Source organism: Streptomyces sp. NPDC048644 (genome assembly GCF_043199105.1).
Lineage (GTDB): Bacteria > Actinomycetota > Actinomycetes > Streptomycetales > Streptomycetaceae > Streptomyces.
The window spans coordinates 41737-59906 of the sequence record NZ_JBICVO010000009.1; the positions used below are offsets into that span (position 1 = coordinate 41737).

At 71.5% G+C, this 18170-nt stretch carries 17 protein-coding genes; 3 read left to right on the top strand and 14 right to left on the bottom strand.

The window, feature by feature from the left end; translation table 11 throughout:
• Window position 1 precedes the first annotated feature (1 nt).
• From secD to pgsA, 12 genes are all read right to left on the bottom strand, one after another.
• Window positions 2-1783 carry a protein translocase subunit SecD gene (gene secD, locus ACGFNI_RS21435; protein WP_393685991.1) on the bottom strand — a complete coding sequence of 594 codons (1782 nt, stop codon included), beginning with the start codon at window positions 1781-1783 and terminating at the stop codon, window positions 2-4.
• A gap of 151 nt (window positions 1784-1934) precedes the next feature.
• Window positions 1935-2450 carry a preprotein translocase subunit YajC gene (gene yajC, locus ACGFNI_RS21440; protein ID WP_393685993.1) on the bottom strand — a complete coding sequence of 172 codons (516 nt, stop codon included), beginning with the start codon at window positions 2448-2450 and terminating at the stop codon, window positions 1935-1937.
• 163 nt (window positions 2451-2613) lie between these two features.
• On the bottom strand, window positions 2614-3699 hold the full coding sequence (ruvB, locus tag ACGFNI_RS21445) for a Holliday junction branch migration DNA helicase RuvB (protein ID WP_393685994.1): 1086 nt from the start codon (window positions 3697-3699) through the stop codon (window positions 2614-2616).
• Window positions 3700-3814: 115 nt separating this feature from the next.
• The gene (gene ruvA, locus ACGFNI_RS21450; protein ID WP_393685996.1) at window positions 3815-4435 is read right to left on the bottom strand and encodes a Holliday junction branch migration protein RuvA; all 621 of its coding nucleotides are present in this window, start codon (window positions 4433-4435) and stop codon (window positions 3815-3817) included.
• Window positions 4432-5007 carry a crossover junction endodeoxyribonuclease RuvC gene (gene ruvC / locus ACGFNI_RS21455; RefSeq protein WP_393685998.1) on the bottom strand — a complete coding sequence of 192 codons (576 nt, stop codon included), beginning with the start codon at window positions 5005-5007 and terminating at the stop codon, window positions 4432-4434. Before ruvC ends, ruvA begins: the two co-directional genes overlap by 4 nt.
• A gap of 158 nt (window positions 5008-5165) precedes the next feature.
• Entirely contained in the window at window positions 5166-5918 is a 753-nt protein-coding gene (locus ACGFNI_RS21460) for a YebC/PmpR family DNA-binding transcriptional regulator (protein ID WP_393686000.1), read from the bottom strand.
• A gap of 117 nt (window positions 5919-6035) precedes the next feature.
• Complete coding sequence (gene pdxT, locus ACGFNI_RS21465) at window positions 6036-6623, bottom strand: pyridoxal 5'-phosphate synthase glutaminase subunit PdxT (protein ID WP_393686001.1); 588 nt, start codon at window positions 6621-6623, stop codon at window positions 6036-6038.
• 8 nt (window positions 6624-6631) lie between these two features.
• Window positions 6632-7543 (bottom strand): pyridoxal 5'-phosphate synthase lyase subunit PdxS, encoded by a 912-nt coding sequence (gene pdxS, locus ACGFNI_RS21470; protein ID WP_393686003.1) that lies wholly within the window; start codon window positions 7541-7543, stop codon window positions 6632-6634.
• Between the two features lie 108 nt (window positions 7544-7651).
• Window positions 7652-8197, bottom strand: a complete 546-nt coding sequence (locus tag ACGFNI_RS21475; protein ID WP_393686005.1) for a hypothetical protein — start codon at window positions 8195-8197, stop codon at window positions 7652-7654.
• 77 nt (window positions 8198-8274) lie between these two features.
• Window positions 8275-9474, bottom strand: a complete 1200-nt coding sequence (locus tag ACGFNI_RS21480) for a glycosyltransferase family 4 protein (RefSeq protein WP_393686007.1) — start codon at window positions 9472-9474, stop codon at window positions 8275-8277.
• On the bottom strand, window positions 9471-10415 hold the full coding sequence (locus ACGFNI_RS21485; RefSeq protein ID WP_393686008.1) for a phosphatidylinositol mannoside acyltransferase: 945 nt from the start codon (window positions 10413-10415) through the stop codon (window positions 9471-9473). Before ACGFNI_RS21485 ends, ACGFNI_RS21480 begins: the two co-directional genes overlap by 4 nt.
• Complete coding sequence (gene pgsA, locus ACGFNI_RS21490; RefSeq protein ID WP_393686010.1) at window positions 10412-11068, bottom strand: phosphatidylinositol phosphate synthase; 657 nt, start codon at window positions 11066-11068, stop codon at window positions 10412-10414. Before pgsA ends, ACGFNI_RS21485 begins: the two co-directional genes overlap by 4 nt.
• A gap of 264 nt (window positions 11069-11332) precedes the next feature.
• On the opposite strand from pgsA, the gene ACGFNI_RS21495 reads away from it, so the two are divergent.
• The 3 genes from ACGFNI_RS21495 (at window position 11333) to ACGFNI_RS21505 (ending at window position 16133) form a co-directional block, all read left to right on the top strand.
• On the top strand, window positions 11333-13531 hold the full coding sequence (locus ACGFNI_RS21495; protein ID WP_393686011.1) for an elongation factor G-like protein EF-G2: 2199 nt from the start codon (window positions 11333-11335) through the stop codon (window positions 13529-13531).
• A 146-nt stretch (window positions 13532-13677) separates the two neighbouring features.
• Complete coding sequence (locus tag ACGFNI_RS21500; protein ID WP_393686013.1) at window positions 13678-15333, top strand: hypothetical protein; 1656 nt, start codon at window positions 13678-13680, stop codon at window positions 15331-15333.
• A 140-nt stretch (window positions 15334-15473) separates the two neighbouring features.
• Window positions 15474-16133 carry a DUF5701 family protein gene (locus ACGFNI_RS21505; RefSeq protein ID WP_393686015.1) on the top strand — a complete coding sequence of 220 codons (660 nt, stop codon included), beginning with the start codon at window positions 15474-15476 and terminating at the stop codon, window positions 16131-16133.
• Here the strand turns inward: ACGFNI_RS21505 and ACGFNI_RS21510 are convergent.
• Together ACGFNI_RS21510 and ACGFNI_RS21515 are read right to left on the bottom strand one after the other, a co-directional pair.
• Window positions 16130-17338, bottom strand: a complete 1209-nt coding sequence (locus ACGFNI_RS21510) for a hypothetical protein (protein ID WP_393686017.1) — start codon at window positions 17336-17338, stop codon at window positions 16130-16132. The genes ACGFNI_RS21505 and ACGFNI_RS21510 overlap by 4 nt on opposite strands.
• Window positions 17338-18138 carry a polysaccharide deacetylase family protein gene (locus ACGFNI_RS21515; RefSeq protein WP_393686019.1) on the bottom strand — a complete coding sequence of 267 codons (801 nt, stop codon included), beginning with the start codon at window positions 18136-18138 and terminating at the stop codon, window positions 17338-17340. The genes ACGFNI_RS21510 and ACGFNI_RS21515 overlap by 1 nt, the downstream gene beginning before the upstream one ends.
• Window positions 18139-18170 lie beyond the last annotated feature (32 nt).

Consider the following 18170-nt stretch of genomic DNA (forward strand, 5'->3'; position numbering starts at 1 on the left):
CTCACGCCTCCTTCGTCTGGGTGGGGGCGCTGCCGCGGCGGCGGCGCAGCGGTGGTTTGGCTCCCAGGCGCTGCGGGTCCAGGCCGGACCAGGAGTGGCCGTCGGAGAAGAACTTGCGCCGGGCCAGCAACGTCATCAGCGGCTTGGTGAAGAAGAAGACCACGACGACGTCGAGGACGGTGGTCAGGCCGAGCGTGAACGCGAAGCCCTGGACCTTGCCGACGGTGACGATGAACAGCACCGCGGCGGCCAGGAACGACACGAAGTCGGAGACCAGGATCGTACGGCGGGCGCGCGGCCAGCCGCGTTCGACGGACGGGCGGAGCGTGCGGCCCTCGCGGATCTCGTCACGGATGCGTTCGAAGTAGACGATGAACGAGTCCGCGGTGATGCCGATCGCCACGATGGCGCCGCAGACCGCGGGGAGGTTCAGCGCGAATCCGATGGCGGGGCCGAGCAACGTCATGATCGTGTACGTCAGGACCGCCGAGACACCGAGGCTCGCCAGCGCGACGAGCGCCAGGCCCCGGTAGTACGCGACGAGGTAGATCACGACCAGGGCGAGGCCGATGGCGCCGGCGATCAGACCGGCGTGCAGCTGCTCGCCACCGAGCGCCGCGGTGACCGTGGTCTCGTCGACGATCTTGAAGGAGAGCGGGAGGGCGCCGTACGACAGCATGTTGCCCAGGTCCTCGGCGGACTGCTGGGTGAAGCCGCCGGAGATGGTGGCGTTGCCGCCGTTGAGCCGCTGGCTCACCCGCGGGTCGGAGACGACGGCGCCGTCGAGGACGATCGCGAACTGGTTCTGCGGCTGCGTCTTGGTGGCGAGCTTGCCGGTGATGTCGGCGAACTTCTTGCCACCGCCGGAGGTGAAGTCCATCTGGACGATCCAGCCCTGGCCCTGCTGGCTGTCGAAGACCGCCTTGGCGTCCTTGACGTCGGTGCCCTCGACACCGACCGGGCCGAGCACGTACTTCTGCGTGCCGTCGTCCTTGCAGGCCACGACCGGGTCGGACGGCTTGGTGCCGGCCGCCTTCTCACCGGCGGTCGCGCGGTTCTGCTTGGTGGAGCAGTCCAGGGCGGCGAGCTGCTTCTGCAGGTCGGCCGGGATGCCCTCGGTGCCGGGGACGGGGGGCGTCGCGGGCGCGTCGGGCTTCGACGAGGCGGAGCCGCCGGGCGTGGGGTCCTTCTTCAGGGCGTCCGTCACGGCGCGGCCCTGAGTGGTGGCGCTCGCGCCGGGCGACGGGTCGCCGGCCTTCTCGCCGTCCTCGGACTTCTTGCCGTCGGCGGCCTTCTCGCCCTGTCCGGCCTTCGCGTCCTTGCCGTTCTGGGCGCCCGTCGACGGGCTTCCGGAGGGCGTGGGGGTCTTGGCGCCCGCCGTGGTGGTCAGCACCGGACGGAACGCGAGCTGGGCGGTGGTACCGACCTGCTGGCGGGACTGCTTCGCGTCCGTCCCCTTGGGGATGTTCACGATGATGTGGTCCTGGCCCTGGGTCTGGACCTCGGACTCGGTCACGCCCAGACCGTTGACACGCCGCTCCATGATGCCCGCGGCGGTCTTCATGTTGGTCTCGTTGATCGCGTTGGGCTTGCCCGGCTGGTTCTGGGCCTGGAGCGTGAAGCTGGTACCACCCGCCAGATCGATGCCCAGTCGGGGCGTCAGAGTGCCGGAGTAGAACATTCCTCCGACCAGCGCCACCATGGCGATCAGGATGAAAACCAGGGTGCGCCCCGGCTTCCCCTGGCCCGTGGGCGCCCTGCGGCCCTTCTTCGGTGCTGCCACCTTCTCGTATCTCCCTGTCCAACCACTCGGCTTCGGGTGTCTGCCGAGCGGCCACGAAGTGTTGTGGGGACGTGCCCCCGCCGGAGCCTAAACCGTCCCGGAACCGCGGTGCACCGCCCAGGGGGCGCTCCGCGGCTCCGTCCGGGCGGGACTACTTCGCGTCGGCGCCGCCGGACTTCTTCTCTTCGGCGGACGCGCCCTTGTCGGCCTTGGCGGCCGGGGCCTCGTCGGCGGCGGGCTCGTCGGCGTCGGCGGCCGGGGCCTCGTCCTTGCCCAGGTCGATCTTGTCCGCCTTCTCACTCTTTTCGGTGGCGTCGGCAGCGGCGTCACCGGTCAGCGAGGAGGCGTCGTCGGGCACGACCGTGCCGTCGGCCTTGATCGGGTCGGCACCGTCGATGATGCGGTTGTACTCCTCATCGGGGAGGACCGCGCCGATGGAGTTCTTGGCATAGATGGCGTGCACGCCGGGGGCGACCTCGAGGAGAACCGACTCCTCGTGGATCTCCTTGACGGTGGCGTACATGCCCCCGATCGTCCGGACGCCGGTGCCGGGCTGCATCTCATTGCGCATCTGCGCAGCCGCCTGCTGCTTCTTCTTGGCGGACCGGGTCATCAGGAACATGGCCCCGATGAGGACAATGAAGGGGAGGAGAGTCACGGGATTCACGGGACGGAAATTCCTTCGCACGACCGCTGGTCGGCGGCCTGATATTCGGGGGTGGGTATGCCGGACCATACGGACGGCATCGGCGGAGTCTAAGTCAGTCCGCACCAGTGGAACAACGCCCAGCATCGCACCGCAGTTCCTGACCCCGCGAGTCTCCGCGCCGTCACGCCCTGAACAGGCCCTGCTGCCCGCTTCCACCCGATTGCTGCTGGGGCGGTACCAGCCCGAGATGCGTCCATGCCGCCGGGGTCGCGATCCGGCCACGGGGCGTACGCGCCAGGAGTCCTTCGCGGACCAGGAAGGGTTCGGCGACCTCCTCGACGGTCTCCCGCTCCTCCCCCACCGCCACGGCGAGGGTGGAGAGTCCCACCGGGCCGCCGCCGAACAGCTTCAGCAGCGCGGTGAGCACCGCGCGGTCGAGGCGGTCCAGACCCCGGGCGTCGACCTCGTAGACGTCCAGGGCACGGGACGCGGTGTCACGGGCGATCACGCCGTCGGCCTTGACCTGGGCGTAGTCGCGGACCCTGCGCAGCAGGCGGTTGGCGATGCGGGGGGTGCCGCGGGAGCGGCCGGCGATCTCGGCGGCGCCGCCGGAGTCGATGTCGACGTCCAGCAGGCCGGCCGAGCGGTGGATGACCCGCTCCAGCTCCGGCGGGGCATAGAACTCCATGTGGCCGGTGAAGCCGAAGCGGTCGCGCAGCGGGGGCGGCAGCAGACCGGCCCGGGTGGTGGCGCCGACCAGGGTGAAGGGCGGGAGTTCGAGGGGGATGGCGGTGGCGCCCGGACCCTTGCCGACGATGACGTCGACGCGGAAGTCCTCCATCGCCATGTAGAGCATTTCCTCGGCCGGGCGGGACATCCGGTGGATCTCGTCGAGGAAGAGCACCTCGCCCTCCTGGAGGGAGGAGAGGATCGCGGCGAGGTCGCCGGCGTGCTGGATGGCGGGGCCCGATGTGATCCGGATCGGGGCGCCCATCTCGGCGGCGATGATCATCGACAGGGTGGTCTTGCCGAGGCCGGGGGCGCCGGAGAGCAGGACGTGGTCGGCGGTGGCGCCACGGGCGCGGGCGGCGCGCAGCACCAGGTCGAGCTGTTCGCGCACCCGCTCCTGGCCGACGAATTCTTCGAGGTCCTTGGGGCGCAGGGCCGCTTCGACCGCGGTGTCCTCGCCGTCGGCGTCGGCCCCGACCAGCCGGTCGGTGCCGTCGGCCTCGTCTGCGGTGGACGGTGCGGTGTCGTCCCAGTTCACTGCGGATTGCCTCGCGGGGTCGGGGCGGTCTGGCCGCCTGCGTGGTCGTACGGTCGGGGGCGCGCGGCCGGCACGGCGGCGCGCGGCCTGGCCCGGTCTCGCCGCGGGAAGCGGCTCATCGTGCGCGGTTCAGGGTCTGCAGCGCCGCCTTGAGCAGCTGCGGGATCTGCGGCTTGCCGCCGTCGGCGACGGCGGCATCGGCCTGCGGGGCGACGGCGGCGACCGCTTCGTCCGCCTCGCGCGTGGCGTATCCGAGGCCGATCAGGGCGGCGTGCAGCTGGTCGCTCCAGCCGGCGGTGACAGGGCTGCCGACGCCGGCGCGGCCGGTGCCGAGCGGTGCGCCGAGCCGGTCCTTCAGTTCAAGGAGAAGCTTCTGGGCGCCCTTCTTGCCGATGCCGGGCACCGCGGTGAGGCTCTTCTCGTCGCCGGTGGAGACGGCCAGGCGCAGGGCGTCGGGGGAGTGCACCGCGAGCATGGCCTGCGCCAGCCGCGGGCCGACGCCGCTCGCGGTCTGGAGGAGTTCGAAGGTGCTCCGCTCGTCGTCGTCGGCGAAGCCGTAGAGGGTGAGCGATTCCTCGCGGACGACGAGGGAGGTGGCGAGCTTGGCGGGCTGGCCGACGCGCAGTCCGGAAAGGGTGTCAGGCGTGCACTGGACGGCCATGCCGATGCCGCCGACCTCGATGACGGCGGTGTCCGGTGCGAGGGCCGCGACCGGTCCTGAGACGAAGGCGATCATCGGGTGGTGCCCTTCTGGGGAGCCGCCCGGCGGATACCGGGGGCGCGGACGGGAGCGGCGCGGCGGGCCGCGGCGTGCGCCTGCTGAAGGCGGTTGACCGCGGGCGCGCGCCATATGTGGCAGATGGCCAGCGCCAGGGCGTCGGCGGCGTCGGCCGGTTTGGGTGGGGCGTCGAGCCGCAGCAGGCGGGTCACCATGGCGCCGACCTGCTCCTTGCCCGCCCGGCCCGAGCCCGTCACGGCGGCCTTGACCTCGCTGGGGGTGTGCAGCGCCACCGGCAGCCCGCGGCGGGCCGCGCACAGCATGGCGACCGCGCTGGCCTGGGCGGTGCCCATGACCGTACGGACGTTGTGCTGGCTGAACACCCGTTCCACGGCGACGAATTCGGGGCGGTGCTCGTCGAGCCAGGCGTCGATGCCGCGCTCGATGAGGACCAGCCGCTGGGCGACGTCGGCGTCCGCCGGGGTGCGGACCACGCCGACGCCGGCCATCGTCAGCGGCCGGCCGGCCACGCCGTCCACCACACCGACGCCGCAGCGGGTCAGCCCCGGGTCCACGCCCAGTACGCGCACGATGCCCTCTCCCTGGTCAAACCGGCAGTCTGTTCGTGCAGGCTATCGGCTGCCGCTGACAATGCGTCGGGGGCGGGACGCCGCACCGGCCGGATCAGCCGAAACGGCCCGCCGGTTGGCACCGGCGGGCCGTTGTCGTCGTGCGGGGCGAACGCCCGTCAGGCGTCGACCTTGGCCATCGTCTCGTCCGAGACGTCGAAGTTGGCGAAGACGTTCTGCACGTCGTCGCTGTCCTCCAGCGCGTCGATCAGCTTGAAGATCTTGCGCGCGCCCTCTTCCTCCAGCTCGACCTGCATGGTCGGGACGAAGCTGGCGTCGGCCGAGTCGTAGTCGATGCCGGCTTCCTGGAGCGCGGTGCGGACCGCGACCAGGTCGGTGGCCTCGCTGATCACCTCGAAGGTGTCACCGAGGTCGTTGACCTCTTCGGCACCGGCGTCCAGGACGGCCCCGAGGACGTCGTCCTCGGACAGCTCGCCCTTGGGGACGATGACGACGCCCTTGCGGTTGAACAGGTAGGACACCGAGCCCGGGTCGGCCATCGAGCCGCCGTTGCGGGTCATCGCGACGCGGACGTCCGATGCGGCACGGTTGCGGTTGTCGGTGAGGCACTCGATGAGCACCGCGACACCGTTGGGGCCGTACCCCTCGTACATGATGGTTTCGTAGTCGGCGCCGCCCGCTTCAAGACCCGCACCGCGCTTGAGCGCGGAGTCGATGTTCTTGTTGGGCACCGAGCTCTTCTTGGCCTTCTGGATGGCGTCGAAGAGGGTCGGGTTGCCCTCCGGGTCGGCACCGCCGGTACGGGCCGCGACCTCGATGTTCTTGATCAGCTTCGCGAAGAGCTTGCCGCGCTTGGCATCGATCACGGCCTTCTTGTGCTTCGTCGTAGCCCATTTAGAGTGGCCGGACATCCGCCTGTCTCCTTCGCGTAACCAATTGAGAAACGAACGCCTGAGATCCTACCGGGAATGCCTCGGGCCGCCGTACGTACCGCCGGTCCGTCTCCCGCGGACGCCCAGGTACACGCGTTATGCGGACTTCACCATAGCGACGAAGAACGCGTGCACCCGGTGGTCGCCGGTCAGCTCCGGATGGAAAGACGTGGCGAGGACGTTACCTTGCCGGACGGCCACCGTGTGCCCGCCGTACGTCGCCAGGACTTCCGCCGCCGCGCCGACCGACTCCACCCAGGGCGCCCGGATGAAGACGCCCTGGACCGGGCCGCCCGGAATGCCGGCCATCTCGATGGCGGCCTCGAAGGACTCGTTCTGCCGCCCGAAAGCGTTCCTGCGCACGATCATGTCGACGCCGCCGAGTGTCTCCTGGTCCTCGCGGGCGTCCAGCAGCTTGTCCGCGACCATGATCATCCCGGCGCAGGTGCCGTAGACCGGCTTGCCGGCCCGTACGAACGCGCGCAGCGGCTCCAGCATGCCGAAGGTGACCGCGAGCTTGGACATGGTGGTGGACTCGCCGCCGGGGACGACCAGCCCGTCGAGCCCGTCGAGTTCTTCGGGGCGGCGTACCGGCCTGGCCAGGGCGTCCGCCTCGGCGAGCGCCACAAGGTGCTCGCGGACGTCGCCCTGGAGGGCCAGCACACCGATGGTGGGGGTGCTCATCTGCTGCCTTACCAGCCGCGGTTGGCGTAGCGCTCGGCCTCGGGGAGGGTGTCGCAGTTGATGCCGACCATGGCCTCGCCGAGGTTGCGGGAGACGTCCGCGATGACCTTCGGGTCGTCGTAGAAGGTGGTGGCCTTGACGATCGCGGCGGCGCGCTTGGCCGGGTCGCCCGACTTGAAGATGCCGGAGCCGACGAAGACGCCCTCGGCGCCGAGCTGACGCATCAGGGCCGCGTCCGCCGGGGTCGCCACGCCGCCGGCGGAGAACAGCACGACCGGCAGCTTGCCCAGCTCGGCGACCTCCTTGACCAGCTCGTACGGGGCGCGCAGCTCCTTGGCCGCGGCGAACAGCTCGTTGTTGTCGTAGCCGCGCAGCCGGGCGATCTCGCCCTTGATCTGCCGCATGTGGCGGACCGCCTCGACGACGTTGCCGGTGCCGGCCTCGCCCTTGGAGCGGATCATGGCCGCGCCCTCGGCGATCCGGCGCAGCGCCTCGCCCAGGTTGGTGGCACCGCACACGAAGGGCGTGGTGAAGGCCCACTTGTCGGAGTGGTTGACCTCGTCGGCCGGGGTGAGGACCTCGGACTCGTCGATGTAGTCGACGCCGAGCGACTGCAGCACCTGGGCCTCGACGAAGTGGCCGATGCGGGACTTGGCCATGACCGGGATGGAGACGGCCTCGATGATGCCGTCGATCATGTCGGGGTCGGACATCCGGGCCACGCCGCCGTCCTTGCGGATGTCGGCGGGCACCCGCTCCAGGGCCATGACGGCGACCGCGCCGGCGTCCTCGGCGATCTTCGCCTCTTCCGGCGTGACGACGTCCATGATCACGCCGCCCTTGAGCTGCTCGGCCATGCCGCGCTTGACGCGTGCCGTTCCGGTCTCGGGGTGCTGGGGCGTGGTGGGCGTGCTGGACACTGTTGACCTCACTCAGTGCGGGTGTGTGGGCTTCTCCACCCACACAACCGTTTGTGAGGGGCCCGCGAAAAGGGCCAATTAGCGGCCGGTGGCTCGTTGCGCCCCGGGTCAGGAGCCCGCTGGCCTGTCGCCGAGCGTGGCCGGCGGTTCGTCGTCCATCTCGAAGGCGAGCGGGAACGGGGCGTGTCCCGCGAGCCGGAAGTAGCGGACGACCCGGTGCCGGCGGACGGCGCGGGCGGCCCGTACGGCGTCGTTGTGGAAACGGCGCGCCATGGGGACGCGGCGGATCGCGGCGGTGAGTTCGGTGACCGTCTGCGCGCCGCCCGGTGCCTCGCGGACCGCCTCCAGCTGCGCCTCCTCGCCGAGGGTGGCGCGCAGTGCCTGGGTCAGCTCGCTCTCGGCGACCTCGCGGTGGTCCTCCGCGGCCTGCCGGGCCTCGTGCGCCGCTTGGTAGAGGACGATCGACGCCGCGGGGTCGAGGACACCCGACGTGCCGATCTCCTGGGCGACCGAGGCGCGCCGCAGCAGTTGCGCGTCGAGCGCCGCCCTGGCGGCGTCGATGCGGGCGTGCAGGCGGTCGAGGCGTCCTGCCGTCCAGCTCAGGTAGATGCCGACGAGGACGACGACCGCCGCGATCCAGATGAAAGTGGTCACGCCGGGTCACGTTACCGGGCCGCCGCGCCCGTCCCGACCGCCCGCGTACGCCGCCGGGCACCCGCGCTCCCCCGCACTCAGTCCTTGGCCAGGCCCCAGCGGGCGCGCAGCCCGGCGCGTTCGTCGGTGGCCACGGACGCGGCACCGTCGGTGACCGTCTCGTACACGGCGAGGATGTCGGCGCCGACCGTCGACCAGTCGAAGCGGCGGACGTGCTTGGATCCGTGCTCGCGCAGATCGGCCCGCCGTCCGGGGTCGCCCAGCAGCCGTACCGCCGCAGCCGCCAGCGCGTCCGCGTCCTCGTTCGCGAACAGCTCGCCCGCCGCGCCCTGGTCGAGTACCTGGGCGAAGGCGTCGAGATCGCTGGCGAGTACGGGTGCGCCCGCCGACATCGCCTCGACGAGGATGATGCCGAACGATTCGCCGCCGGTGTTCGGGGCGACGTAGAGGTCGACGCTGCGCAGCAGCCTCGCCTTGTCCTCGTCGCTGACCATGCCGAGGAATTCGACGCGGGAGCGCAGCTCGGCCGGCAGCCCGGCGACCGCCTCCTCCTCGTCGCCGCGGCCTGCCACCAGCAGCCGGGCCCCGGGGACCTCGGCGAGGATCGCGGGCAGCGCCTTCATCAGGACCGGCAGGCCCTTGCGGGGTTCGTCGATCCGCCCGATGAAGCCGATCGTGCCCTCCCGCGGCCCGCTCTCCTCCTGGCCGCGGGCCGCCGCCGACTGCCACTCGGGCTTCGGTGCGGCGTCGGCGAAGAAGTCGACGTCCACGCCGTTGGGGATGACCACCGCGTCCCCGCCGAGGTGTTCGACGAGCGTGCGCCTGGCGTACTCGCTGACCGCGATCCGCGCGCTGATCTTCTCCAGCGCGGGCTGCAGGATCGGATACGCGGCGATCATCGCCCGGGAGCGCGGGTTGGAGGTGTGGAAGGTCGCCACGATCGGGCCCTGCGCGGCCCAGCAGGCGAGCAGGCCGAGCGAGGGGGACGCCGGTTCGTGGATGTGGATGACGTCGAAGCCGCCGTTCTGGAGCCAGCGGCGGACCCGGGCGGCGGACAGGAAGCCGAAGTTCAGCCGGGCGACCGAGCCGTTGTACGGGACGGGCACGGCGCGCCCCGCGGAGACGACGTAGGGCGGCAGCGGCGTCTCGTCGTCCGCGGGGGCCAGGACGGAGACCTCGTGGCCGAGCCTGATGAGGTGTTCGGCGAGGTCGCGGATGTGGAACTGGACACCGCCGGGTACGTCCCAGGCGTAGGGGCAGACGATGCCGATTCTCACGGCTTCTCCGTTCCGCGGGCCGCGTCGCGCGGCTCCAGGTCGGCGAGCCACAGGCGTTGCAGCATGTGCCAGTCCTCGGGGTGGTCGGCGATGCCGGAGGCGAAGGCGTCGGCGAGCGACTGGGTCATCGCCGCGGCCTTCTCGGCGCGGGTTCCGCTCTCCGGAACGCCGATCTCGGGGTGGACCCGGCCGCGCATGATGGCGGTGTCGTCGTACCAGAGGGTGACCGGCAGCAGCATGGCGCCGGTCTGTACGGCGAGCATCGCGGGCCCGGCCGGCATCTTCGCGGCGCCGCCGAAGAACGTGACCTCGATGCCGGAGCTGGACAGGTCGCGGTCGGCGACCAGGCAGACCAGGCCGCCGGACCGCAGCCGCCGGGCGAGGGTGCCGAAGGCGGCGCCCCCGGTGTGCGGCAGCACCTCCATGCCCAGGCCCTCGCGGTAGGCGACGAACCGGTCGTAGAGGCTCTCCGGCTTGAGGCGTTCGGCGACGGTGGTGAAGGGGACACCGAGTTTGGTGGTGACCCAGACACCCGCGAGGTCGTAGTTGCCCATGTGGGGCAGGGCGAGGATGACGCCGCGGTCGCTCTTGAGGCCCTCTTCCAGGTGGTGCACGTCCTGCGGGTCGAAACCCGCCCTTATCCGGTCCTTGCTCCAGGCAGGCAGCCGGAAGGACTCCATCCAGTAGCGCATGTAGGAGCGCATACCGGCCCTGGACAGCTGGGCGAGGCGCTGCGGCGAGGCGTCAGGGACGACCCGGGCGAGGTTGGCCTCCAGGCGCAGGACGCCCTTGCCGCGGCGCTTCCAGGCCGTGTCGGCGATACGGCGGCCCAGGCGCGTCGCGACGCCTTCGGGCAGCTTCTTGACGGTGCTCCAGCCCAGCCCGTACAGGCCGTCGGTGAGCTTCTCGGTGTCGATGAGCGGTCGGCCGGTGCGGCTCATGCGCCGTTCCCCCCTTGTGCGACGGCGTCGGCCTCGGCCGATTCACGGCGTACGGTCACCACGCGCTGGGCGAGCGTGACGGCGCTGCCGAGGCCGACGATCCACAGCGCGACCGGCAGCAGGATCTGGACGCCGGGCACCCCGAACGCGTGCAGCCCGGACAGACCGCAGGCCACCAGCGAGATGACCAGCCGCTCGGCGCGCTCCACCAGGCCGTTGACGTTCACCGGCAGGCCGATGGCCTCGCCGCGCGCCTTGGTGTACGAGACCACCTGGCCGCTGGCGAGGCAGAAGATCGCCATCGCGCAGAGCATCAGGCTGTCGCCGCCCCCGGCGTACCAGAGGGCGAGGCCGCCGAAGATCGCGGAGTCGGCGACCCGGTCGAGGGTGGAGTCGAGGAAGGCGCCCCAGCGGCTCGACCTGCCCAGTTGCCGTGCCATGTTGCCGTCGACCAGGTCGGAGAAGACGAACAGGGTGATGACGACCGTGCCCCAGAAGAACTCACCGCGGGGGTAGAAGACCAGAGCGCCGGCCACCACGCCTCCGGTACCGACGAGGGTGACCGCGTCCGGGCTGACCCCGAGACGGATGAGCAGGGCGGCGAACGGCGTGAGAACACGCGTGAAGAACGCACGCGCGTACTTGTTCAGCATGGCCTTCCCGGAGGGTTGATACGGGCCGCGCGGTCGATGGGCCACCGGCTGGCCCATCGTAGCCAGGCGCCCGCGAGCCGCTGCGGACGCATCGCGGCACGGGGTGCAACGGGCGGGACAGGGGGCTCCGGGCCCGGCGGGGCCTGGGACGCACGGCCGCGGGGCGGGCCAGGACCCGGCGCCGCCGTGTGCCACGTATGGACGCGGCATGACCGCGGTGGAAAGCTCGAATCACCGCAAAGTGTCGACCTGGAGGCGAGACACATGAGCGAGAAAACGGGTACACGTCCGGGAGCCGCCGGAAGGGCGCCGACGGCCGGCCACCCCACCGCCGTGCGGAACGTGGTGCTGGTCGGCCACAGCGGATCGGGCAAGACCACCCTGGTGGAGGCGCTGGCGCTGGCGTCGGGCGCGATCAACCGCGCGGGCCGGGTCGAGGACGGCGGCTCGCTGTCGGACTACGACGAGATCGAGCACCGCAGGCAGCGTTCGGTACAGCTGTCCCTGGTGCCGGTGGAGTGGGAGGGCGCCAGGATCAATGTGCTGGACACCCCCGGGTACGCCGATTTCGTCGGCGAATTGCGGGCCGGTCTGCGGGCTGCGGACGCGGCCCTTTTCGTGGTCTCGGCGGCGGACGGCGTGGCCGGGGCGACCCGTACCGTCTGGAACGAATGCGCGGCGGTCGGCATGCCGCGGGCGCTGGTGATCACCCACCTGGAAGCGGCCCGCGCCGACTTCGACGCGATGACCGAGCTGTGCCGCGACGCCTTCGGAGGCGACGATCCGGACGCCGTCCTGCCGCTCTATCTCCCGCTGTACGGCACGCCGGGCGCCGACGGCCACGCCCCCGTGCGCGGCCTGATCGGCCTGCTCACCCAGCGTGTCTTCGACTACGCGTCGGGCGAACGGACCGAGCGGGAACCGACGGCTGACGAGCTGCCGGTGATCGCCGAGGCCCGCGGCCGGCTCATCGAGGGGATCATCGCCGAGAGCGAGGACGAGACCTTGATGGACCGCTATCTGGGCGGCGAGGAGATCGACGTCAAGACCCTCATCGGGGATCTGGAGACGGCGGTCGCCCGGGGGACGTTCCATCCGGTGCTCGCCGCGGCCCCGGCGCCCGACGGTTCCCGGCAGGGCCTGGGCACCGTCGAACTGCTCGACCTGATCACCCGCGGCTTCCCGACCCCGGCCGAACGCGAGGCGCCGGAGGTCACCGGCACCGACGGATCCCCGCGGCCCCCGCTGACCTGCGACCCGGCCGGGCCGCTCGCCGCCGAGGTGGTCAAGACCTCGTCCGACCCGTACGTCGGCAGGCTCTCCCTGGTCCGGATCTTCTCCGGCACCCTGCGCCCTGACGAGACCGTGCACGTCTCGGGGCACGGCCTGGAGGACCGCGGCCACGAGGACCACGACGTCGAGGAGCGGGTGGGCGCGCTGTCCGCGCCGTTCGGCAAGCAGCAGCGACCGCTGCCGCAGGCCGTCGCGGGCGATCTGGCGTGCGTGGCGAAACTGACCCGCGCCGAGACCGGCGACACCCTCTCGGCCAAGGACACCCCGCTGCTGATGACGCCCTGGGCGATGCCCGACCCGCAGCTGCCGGTCGCCATCCGGGCGCACAGCAAGGCCGACGAGGACAAGCTCTCGCACGGCCTGGCGCGGCTGGTGGCGGAGGATCCGACGATGCGCCTCGAACACCATCCGCACACCCGCCAAGTGGTGCTGTGGTGCCTGGGCGAGGCGCATGCCGACGTGGCGCTGGAACGGCTGCGCACCCGCTACGGCGTGCAGGTGGACACCGTCACGCACAAGGTGTCGCTGCGGGAGACCTTCGCCGGGACGGCGCCTGGCCGCGGCCGTCATGTGAAGCAGTCAGGCGGCCACGGCCAGTTCGCGATCTGCGAGATCGAGGTCGAGCCGCTGCCGGGCGGCACCGGCATCGAGTTCGCCGACAAGGTCGTGGGCGGCGCGGTGCCCCGGCAGTTCATCCCGTCCGTGGAGAAGGGCATCCGCGCGCAGGCGGCGCTCGGGGTGGCCGCCGGCTACCCGCTCACCGACTTCCGCGTCACGCTGCTGGACGGCAAGGCGCACGCGGTGGACTCGTCGGACGCCGCGTTCCAGACCGCCGGGGCGCTGGCGCTGCGCGACGCGGCGGCGCAGTGCCGGATCGATCTCCTCGAACCGGTCGCCGAGGTCACGGTGTTGATTCCGGACGAATTCGTCGGCCCGGTGATGAGCGACCTGTCGGGACGCCGCGGCCGGGTGGTGGGCACCGAGCAGTCGGGGGCGGACCGCACGCTGGTCCGCGCGGAGGTGCCGGAGACGGAGATCGGCAGGTACGCGGTCGACCTGCGGTCGCTCTCGCACGGCACGGGGCAGTTCTCCCGCACCTACCTGCGGCACGAGCCGATGCCGCCGCAGCTCGCGGGCAAGCTGCGGGAGCAGGCGGAAAACGGCGCATAGTCAACGGTTCGTCAGCCGCTGTCCGGCTCAACTCCCTTGAGCGGGACGGCGGCTGTACGCTGAGGTCACAGGCTCGGCAGGTGTGCCGTGGGCGGTAGTCGGGAAAGAGCCGCAGCAGCAGATGTGGGCGGCGATGGGGGCGGGCAGTGGCAGCAGACGGCTTCGACTTCAGTCCTGGGGCGCAGGTACCGCTCTCGGGCGGCGCCGGGCAGACCGCGGCGACGCAGGCGCTGGCCTCGGCCGCGTACCGGGACAGCCCGCTCGACGACATCTCGAAGGCGGACTCGGATTCCAGCAAGTCCGACATCAAAAAGCCGAAGCTGTCGCTGTTCGCGCCGAATCTGGGCGAGGCGTTCTCCCGCGCCGTGCAGGTGCGGATGCTCGGCGGCGGACGCAAGGCGCTCATCCAGTCCTTCGGGACCGAACCGCAGACCGTCGTCGAGCACTGCCTGGCCGCCACCCGCATCCGTAAGCAGCGGGACGCCAAACTGACCCTGGTCATGGTCGCGTTCGGCCTGCTGTTCCTGCCGGGTGTGCTGCTGTGGCTGGGCGCCTTCCAGCTCAAGAAGATGCTCGGCAAGGACGGCAAGGGCACCTCGGTGATGGGCGGTGCGCTGCTCCTCGCAATCGCGCTGGCCGGAGTCGTCCTCCTGGTCAAGCTCCCGTTCGACGGCTTCTGGCCGCTGTACGTACGGGGTGCGCTGATCGCCCCGGTGGCGGGCTGGTGGATCGCCAAGCAGATCTGCGAGCGGACGGCCGTGATCCTGCGCGGCGCGTGGAAGGGGCTGCTCGACGGCGGCGGCGTGGGCGCGAAGATCCCCGAGGCGGTGCCGGGCGACCCGAACGAGATCGCGGCCGAGACGCTACGGCACAATCTCGCCAAACTCTCCGCCGAGCAGCGCAGCAACGTCGTCTTCTACGCCGGTCCCCGCGGAATACTCGGGATGGGCACCCGCTGGGGCAGCTGGCAGCTGGCCGAGGAGCTGAAGCCGGCGAAGGAGGGCACCGAGATCCACCCGTTCCGCAGCTGGGACGTGATCCGGGTGATCCACGACCGGCTGAGGCTGCTGGAACGCAGCCCGCTGCACACCGGCGGTTTCCAGCAGCCGCCGCAGGTGCGCCACTGGATCGTCTCGCCGGTCGGCGAGAAGGCCAAGGATGTCTCCCGCCCGGACGGCACGGACACCGACGCGTTCCAGATCCGCGGTCACGAGATAGAGCGGATCTGCAACGAGCAGCAGTTCGGCAGCGGCAACCGCCACTACCTGGGCGTCCAATTCGTCCTCTGGGACGGCCAGTTGGTGCTCACCCTCCTGATCACGGTCACGGTGCTGCACGAAACGCTGCGCATCGAGGTCACAGGGCACGCCCTGGGCCCGGTCAACTCCCTGTTCACCAGCAAGCCGTCGCCGAAGACCAAGGACGTCGCCAAGGTCGTCAAGTTCTGGGAGACCAGGACCCAGACGCTGCCGCTGATCGAGCCCGGCGAGGTCGTCAGGCTCGCGGCCCGCGCGCCGCTGACGTGGTTCCCGCCGGTGCTGGACTTCCTGGGCGGGAAGCTGGCCCTCCCCGAGCCGTTCGGACTGCGGCACGTCTGGGCGGACAAGCCCTGGCGGCACCGCTTCATGGCCGATGACGCGCTGCGCGCCGCGACCCCCGTGCTGCGTACGGTGCACGCCGCGGCGATGAGCGTGCTCAAGGAGAACGGCGTGGACACCGAGCGCTTCACCAACCGCTCGCTGGTGCTCAGCGGCATGGTCCAGGGCGCGGAACCAGCGAAGGCCGACGAGTACAACGCGTAGGCGCGCGGGGTCCGTTGGGTACATCATCGCGGCGTCGCGGCCCTCGCCACCGGGTGCCGGGAACATCCGGCCGGGCCGCCTCGTTGACACGACGCCCACCGCTCTTGCGGTTCCCCGAACCGCGCCCCTGAGGGAGTGCCGTGCCCGTAACCGCGCCCACCGCCACCAGCGACCTCGCCCTCCCCTCCCCCGCCGCTCAGGCCGAGCGCCTCATCGCACTCGGCGTGCACGAGACCGCCGGACTGTCCGCCGCCGAGCTGCGTGCCTTCGCCACCTCAGCCACCGGCGAGCGCGGCGGCCTGCTCGTCGTCCACCCGGAGCTCGCCCCGGCCTCCGCCCTCGCGCCGCTGCTCCGCCACGACGGCAGGCCCGGCTTCCTCGTCACCGACATGCCCGATGCCGACCGCTTCGCCCCGCTCGACACCATCGAGCTGCCCGGCACCCCCCTCTACCTCCTCACCGGCCTCGACCGCGGCGACCATCTGGCCAACCGGAGCCCGAACGAAGCGCTGCCCGCCCTCACCGCGGAAGCCCGCACCCCACTGCTGCTCGCCGAGGGCATCCACTGGGTGCTGCAACAGCCGGCCGCCCTGGAGCGCAACCACTGCTTCATGACCATCGGCTCCCGGCTGCGCAAGGCGAACGGCACCCTGGACGCCCGCACCCCGGCGATCTGGATCAGCAACGGCACCGGTCGGGACGGCCGCGAGCGCCGCAACGCCCCCAAGGTCGGCTGGTGCTGGGCGGGCAACCGGCACACCTGGCTGGGCTTCGCCTCGGCGACGGGCCGTACGTCCTAACGGAAGATCCCCGTGTGCCCGAGCGAGTAGCGGCCGGGCTGCGGGTAGACGGCCAGGCCGTGCGGGCCGTTGCCGACCGGGATCTTCGCCAGGGTCTTACCCGTACGGGTGTCGAGCGCGTAGACCTCTGAGTGGTAACGGCCGGACAGCCAGAGCACCTTGCCGTCGCTGGAGACACCGCCCATGTCGGGGCTGCCGCCGCCGCGGATGTGCCATTTGCCGGTGAGGCGGCGGGTCGTGAAGTCGAGGAGCGAGACGGATCCCTCGCCGCGGTTGGTGATGTACATGTTCTTGGAGTCACGGCTGACGTAGAGGCCGTGGGCGCCCTTGCCGGTGGGCAGCAGCTCGGGCCGGGCGAAGGTGTCGCCGTTGAGTACCCACACCCCGTCGGCCGCCATGTCCGCGATGTACCAGGTCCTGCCGTCCGGGGAGATCTTCACGTCCTGCGGCATCGCGCCGTCGAACGGCAGCTTCTGCCGGCCGGTCACCTTCATCTTCTCGGTGTCGACCTTGAGGAGTTCGCCGGAGAACTCACAGGAGACGATGAAGTACCTGCCGTCCGCCGAGAAGTCGGCGTGATTGACGCCGGCGCAGGTCACCGGCACGGTCTTGCGGACCTTCATGGTGTGCGGGTCGCGGAAGACCAACTCCCGGTCCATCGACGCCATCACGATCGCGTACTTCCCGTTGGGCGTGAAGTAGAGGTTGTACGGGTCGTGCACCGCGACGGTCTTCCCGGCCTTGCCGGTCTCGGGGTCGATCGGGGTCAGGCTGTGGCCGCGGTCATTGTTGACCCACAGGGTCTTCATGTCCCAGGAGGGCACGACGTGCTGCGGCTGGACGCCCACCGGGATCGTCCGGATGACCTTGTACGTCCTGGGGTCGATGACGCTGACCGTGTCGGACAGCGTATTCGGTACGTAGATCCGCGACGGGAAGTCCTTGACCTGCGGCGCCAGCCTGCCGGGCCGGTCCGCCGCGTAGAGGTCGTGCCGGTCGAGCGGCGGCGGCATCCCGGGCAGATCGGACGCCGCGGCCCGCACCGGCGAGGGCCTGGCCGGCTGCGGGCTGTGCGCCGCGGTGTCCGCCCCGTCGCCCCCGGCACCGCAGCCGGCCGCCAGCAGGGCGCACATCAGGGCCGCCGGTGCGGCCCTGCGCAGGGTCAGGGACGTCGTGCGGTCATGGGCAGGAATCCGCTCAGCCATCAGGTCACCAGCTCCGTTGTCGTCACCGCGCGCAGACCGCGCCGGCGCAGGCCGTCGAGGATCGGGGGCAGCGCGGCGACCGTGCCGGGATGCCCGAGGTGGAGGCTGACGACGGAGCCGGGACGGGCGCCGTCCAGCACCGCGCGCCGGACGGCCGGCGCACCGGGGTCGTCGGCGTCACGGGAGTCCACGTCGTACGAGAGGACGTGGGGGTAGCCGGCCCTGCGGGCCAGCCGGGTCACCAGGTCGGTGGCGTACTGGGTCTGCGAGGGGCGGAACCAGCTGCCGATGCTGCCGGTGAGCTTGCGCAGCCGCTCGGCGCAGCCGGTGATCTCGGCGTAGGCGTCGGCCTCGGCCAGGGCGCAGATGTTGCGGTGGTGCAGGGTGTGATTGCCCAGCTCATGGCCACCGTCAAGGATCCGGCGGGCCATCCGGGGCTGCTCGTCGAGCCAGTCGCCGATGGCGAGCACGGTGACGTGGGCGCCGGCCCGCTCGGCCTCGGACAGCAGCGCGGTGGCCGTCCTGGGGTCGCCGCGGCCGTGGAAGGTCAGCGCGACCGCGTGCCCGTCCCGGGGCCCGTGGGCGATCTGCACGGGCAGGCCCGGCGCCCTGGTGGGCGGCCGGGCGGCATGGGCCGGGTGCGGCGGGGTGGCGGAGTGCGCGGATCCTGTCGGCGTGCCACCGGAGGCCCGTACGGTCGCGGAGTCCGTACGGGCCGGGGCGCAGGCCGCAGCGAACGCGCCGGCGGCAGCGGCGGACGCGACCGCGCGCAGCACGGAGCGACGGTCTGAGAAAGTCACCGCCCCATTACAGGCGCAGACCGCCCGAAATG

Coding starts and splice junctions, on each gene's coding strand:
- ruvA (WP_393685996.1), bottom strand. CDS start 4,435: ATGATCGCCTTCGTCTCAGGACCGGTCGCGGCCCTCGCACCGGACACC.
- ACGFNI_RS21460 (WP_393686000.1), bottom strand. CDS start 5,918: ATGTCCGGCCACTCTAAATGGGCTACGACGAAGCACAAGAAGGCCGTG.
- pdxT (WP_393686001.1), bottom strand. CDS start 6,623: ATGAGCACCCCCACCATCGGTGTGCTGGCCCTCCAGGGCGACGTCCGC.
- ACGFNI_RS21485 (WP_393686008.1), bottom strand. CDS start 10,415: ATGAGCCGCACCGGCCGACCGCTCATCGACACCGAGAAGCTCACCGAC.
- pgsA (WP_393686010.1), bottom strand. CDS start 11,068: ATGCTGAACAAGTACGCGCGTGCGTTCTTCACGCGTGTTCTCACGCCG.
- ACGFNI_RS21495 (WP_393686011.1), top strand. CDS start 11,333: ATGAGCGAGAAAACGGGTACACGTCCGGGAGCCGCCGGAAGGGCGCCG.
- ACGFNI_RS21510 (WP_393686017.1), bottom strand. CDS start 17,338: ATGGCTGAGCGGATTCCTGCCCATGACCGCACGACGTCCCTGACCCTG.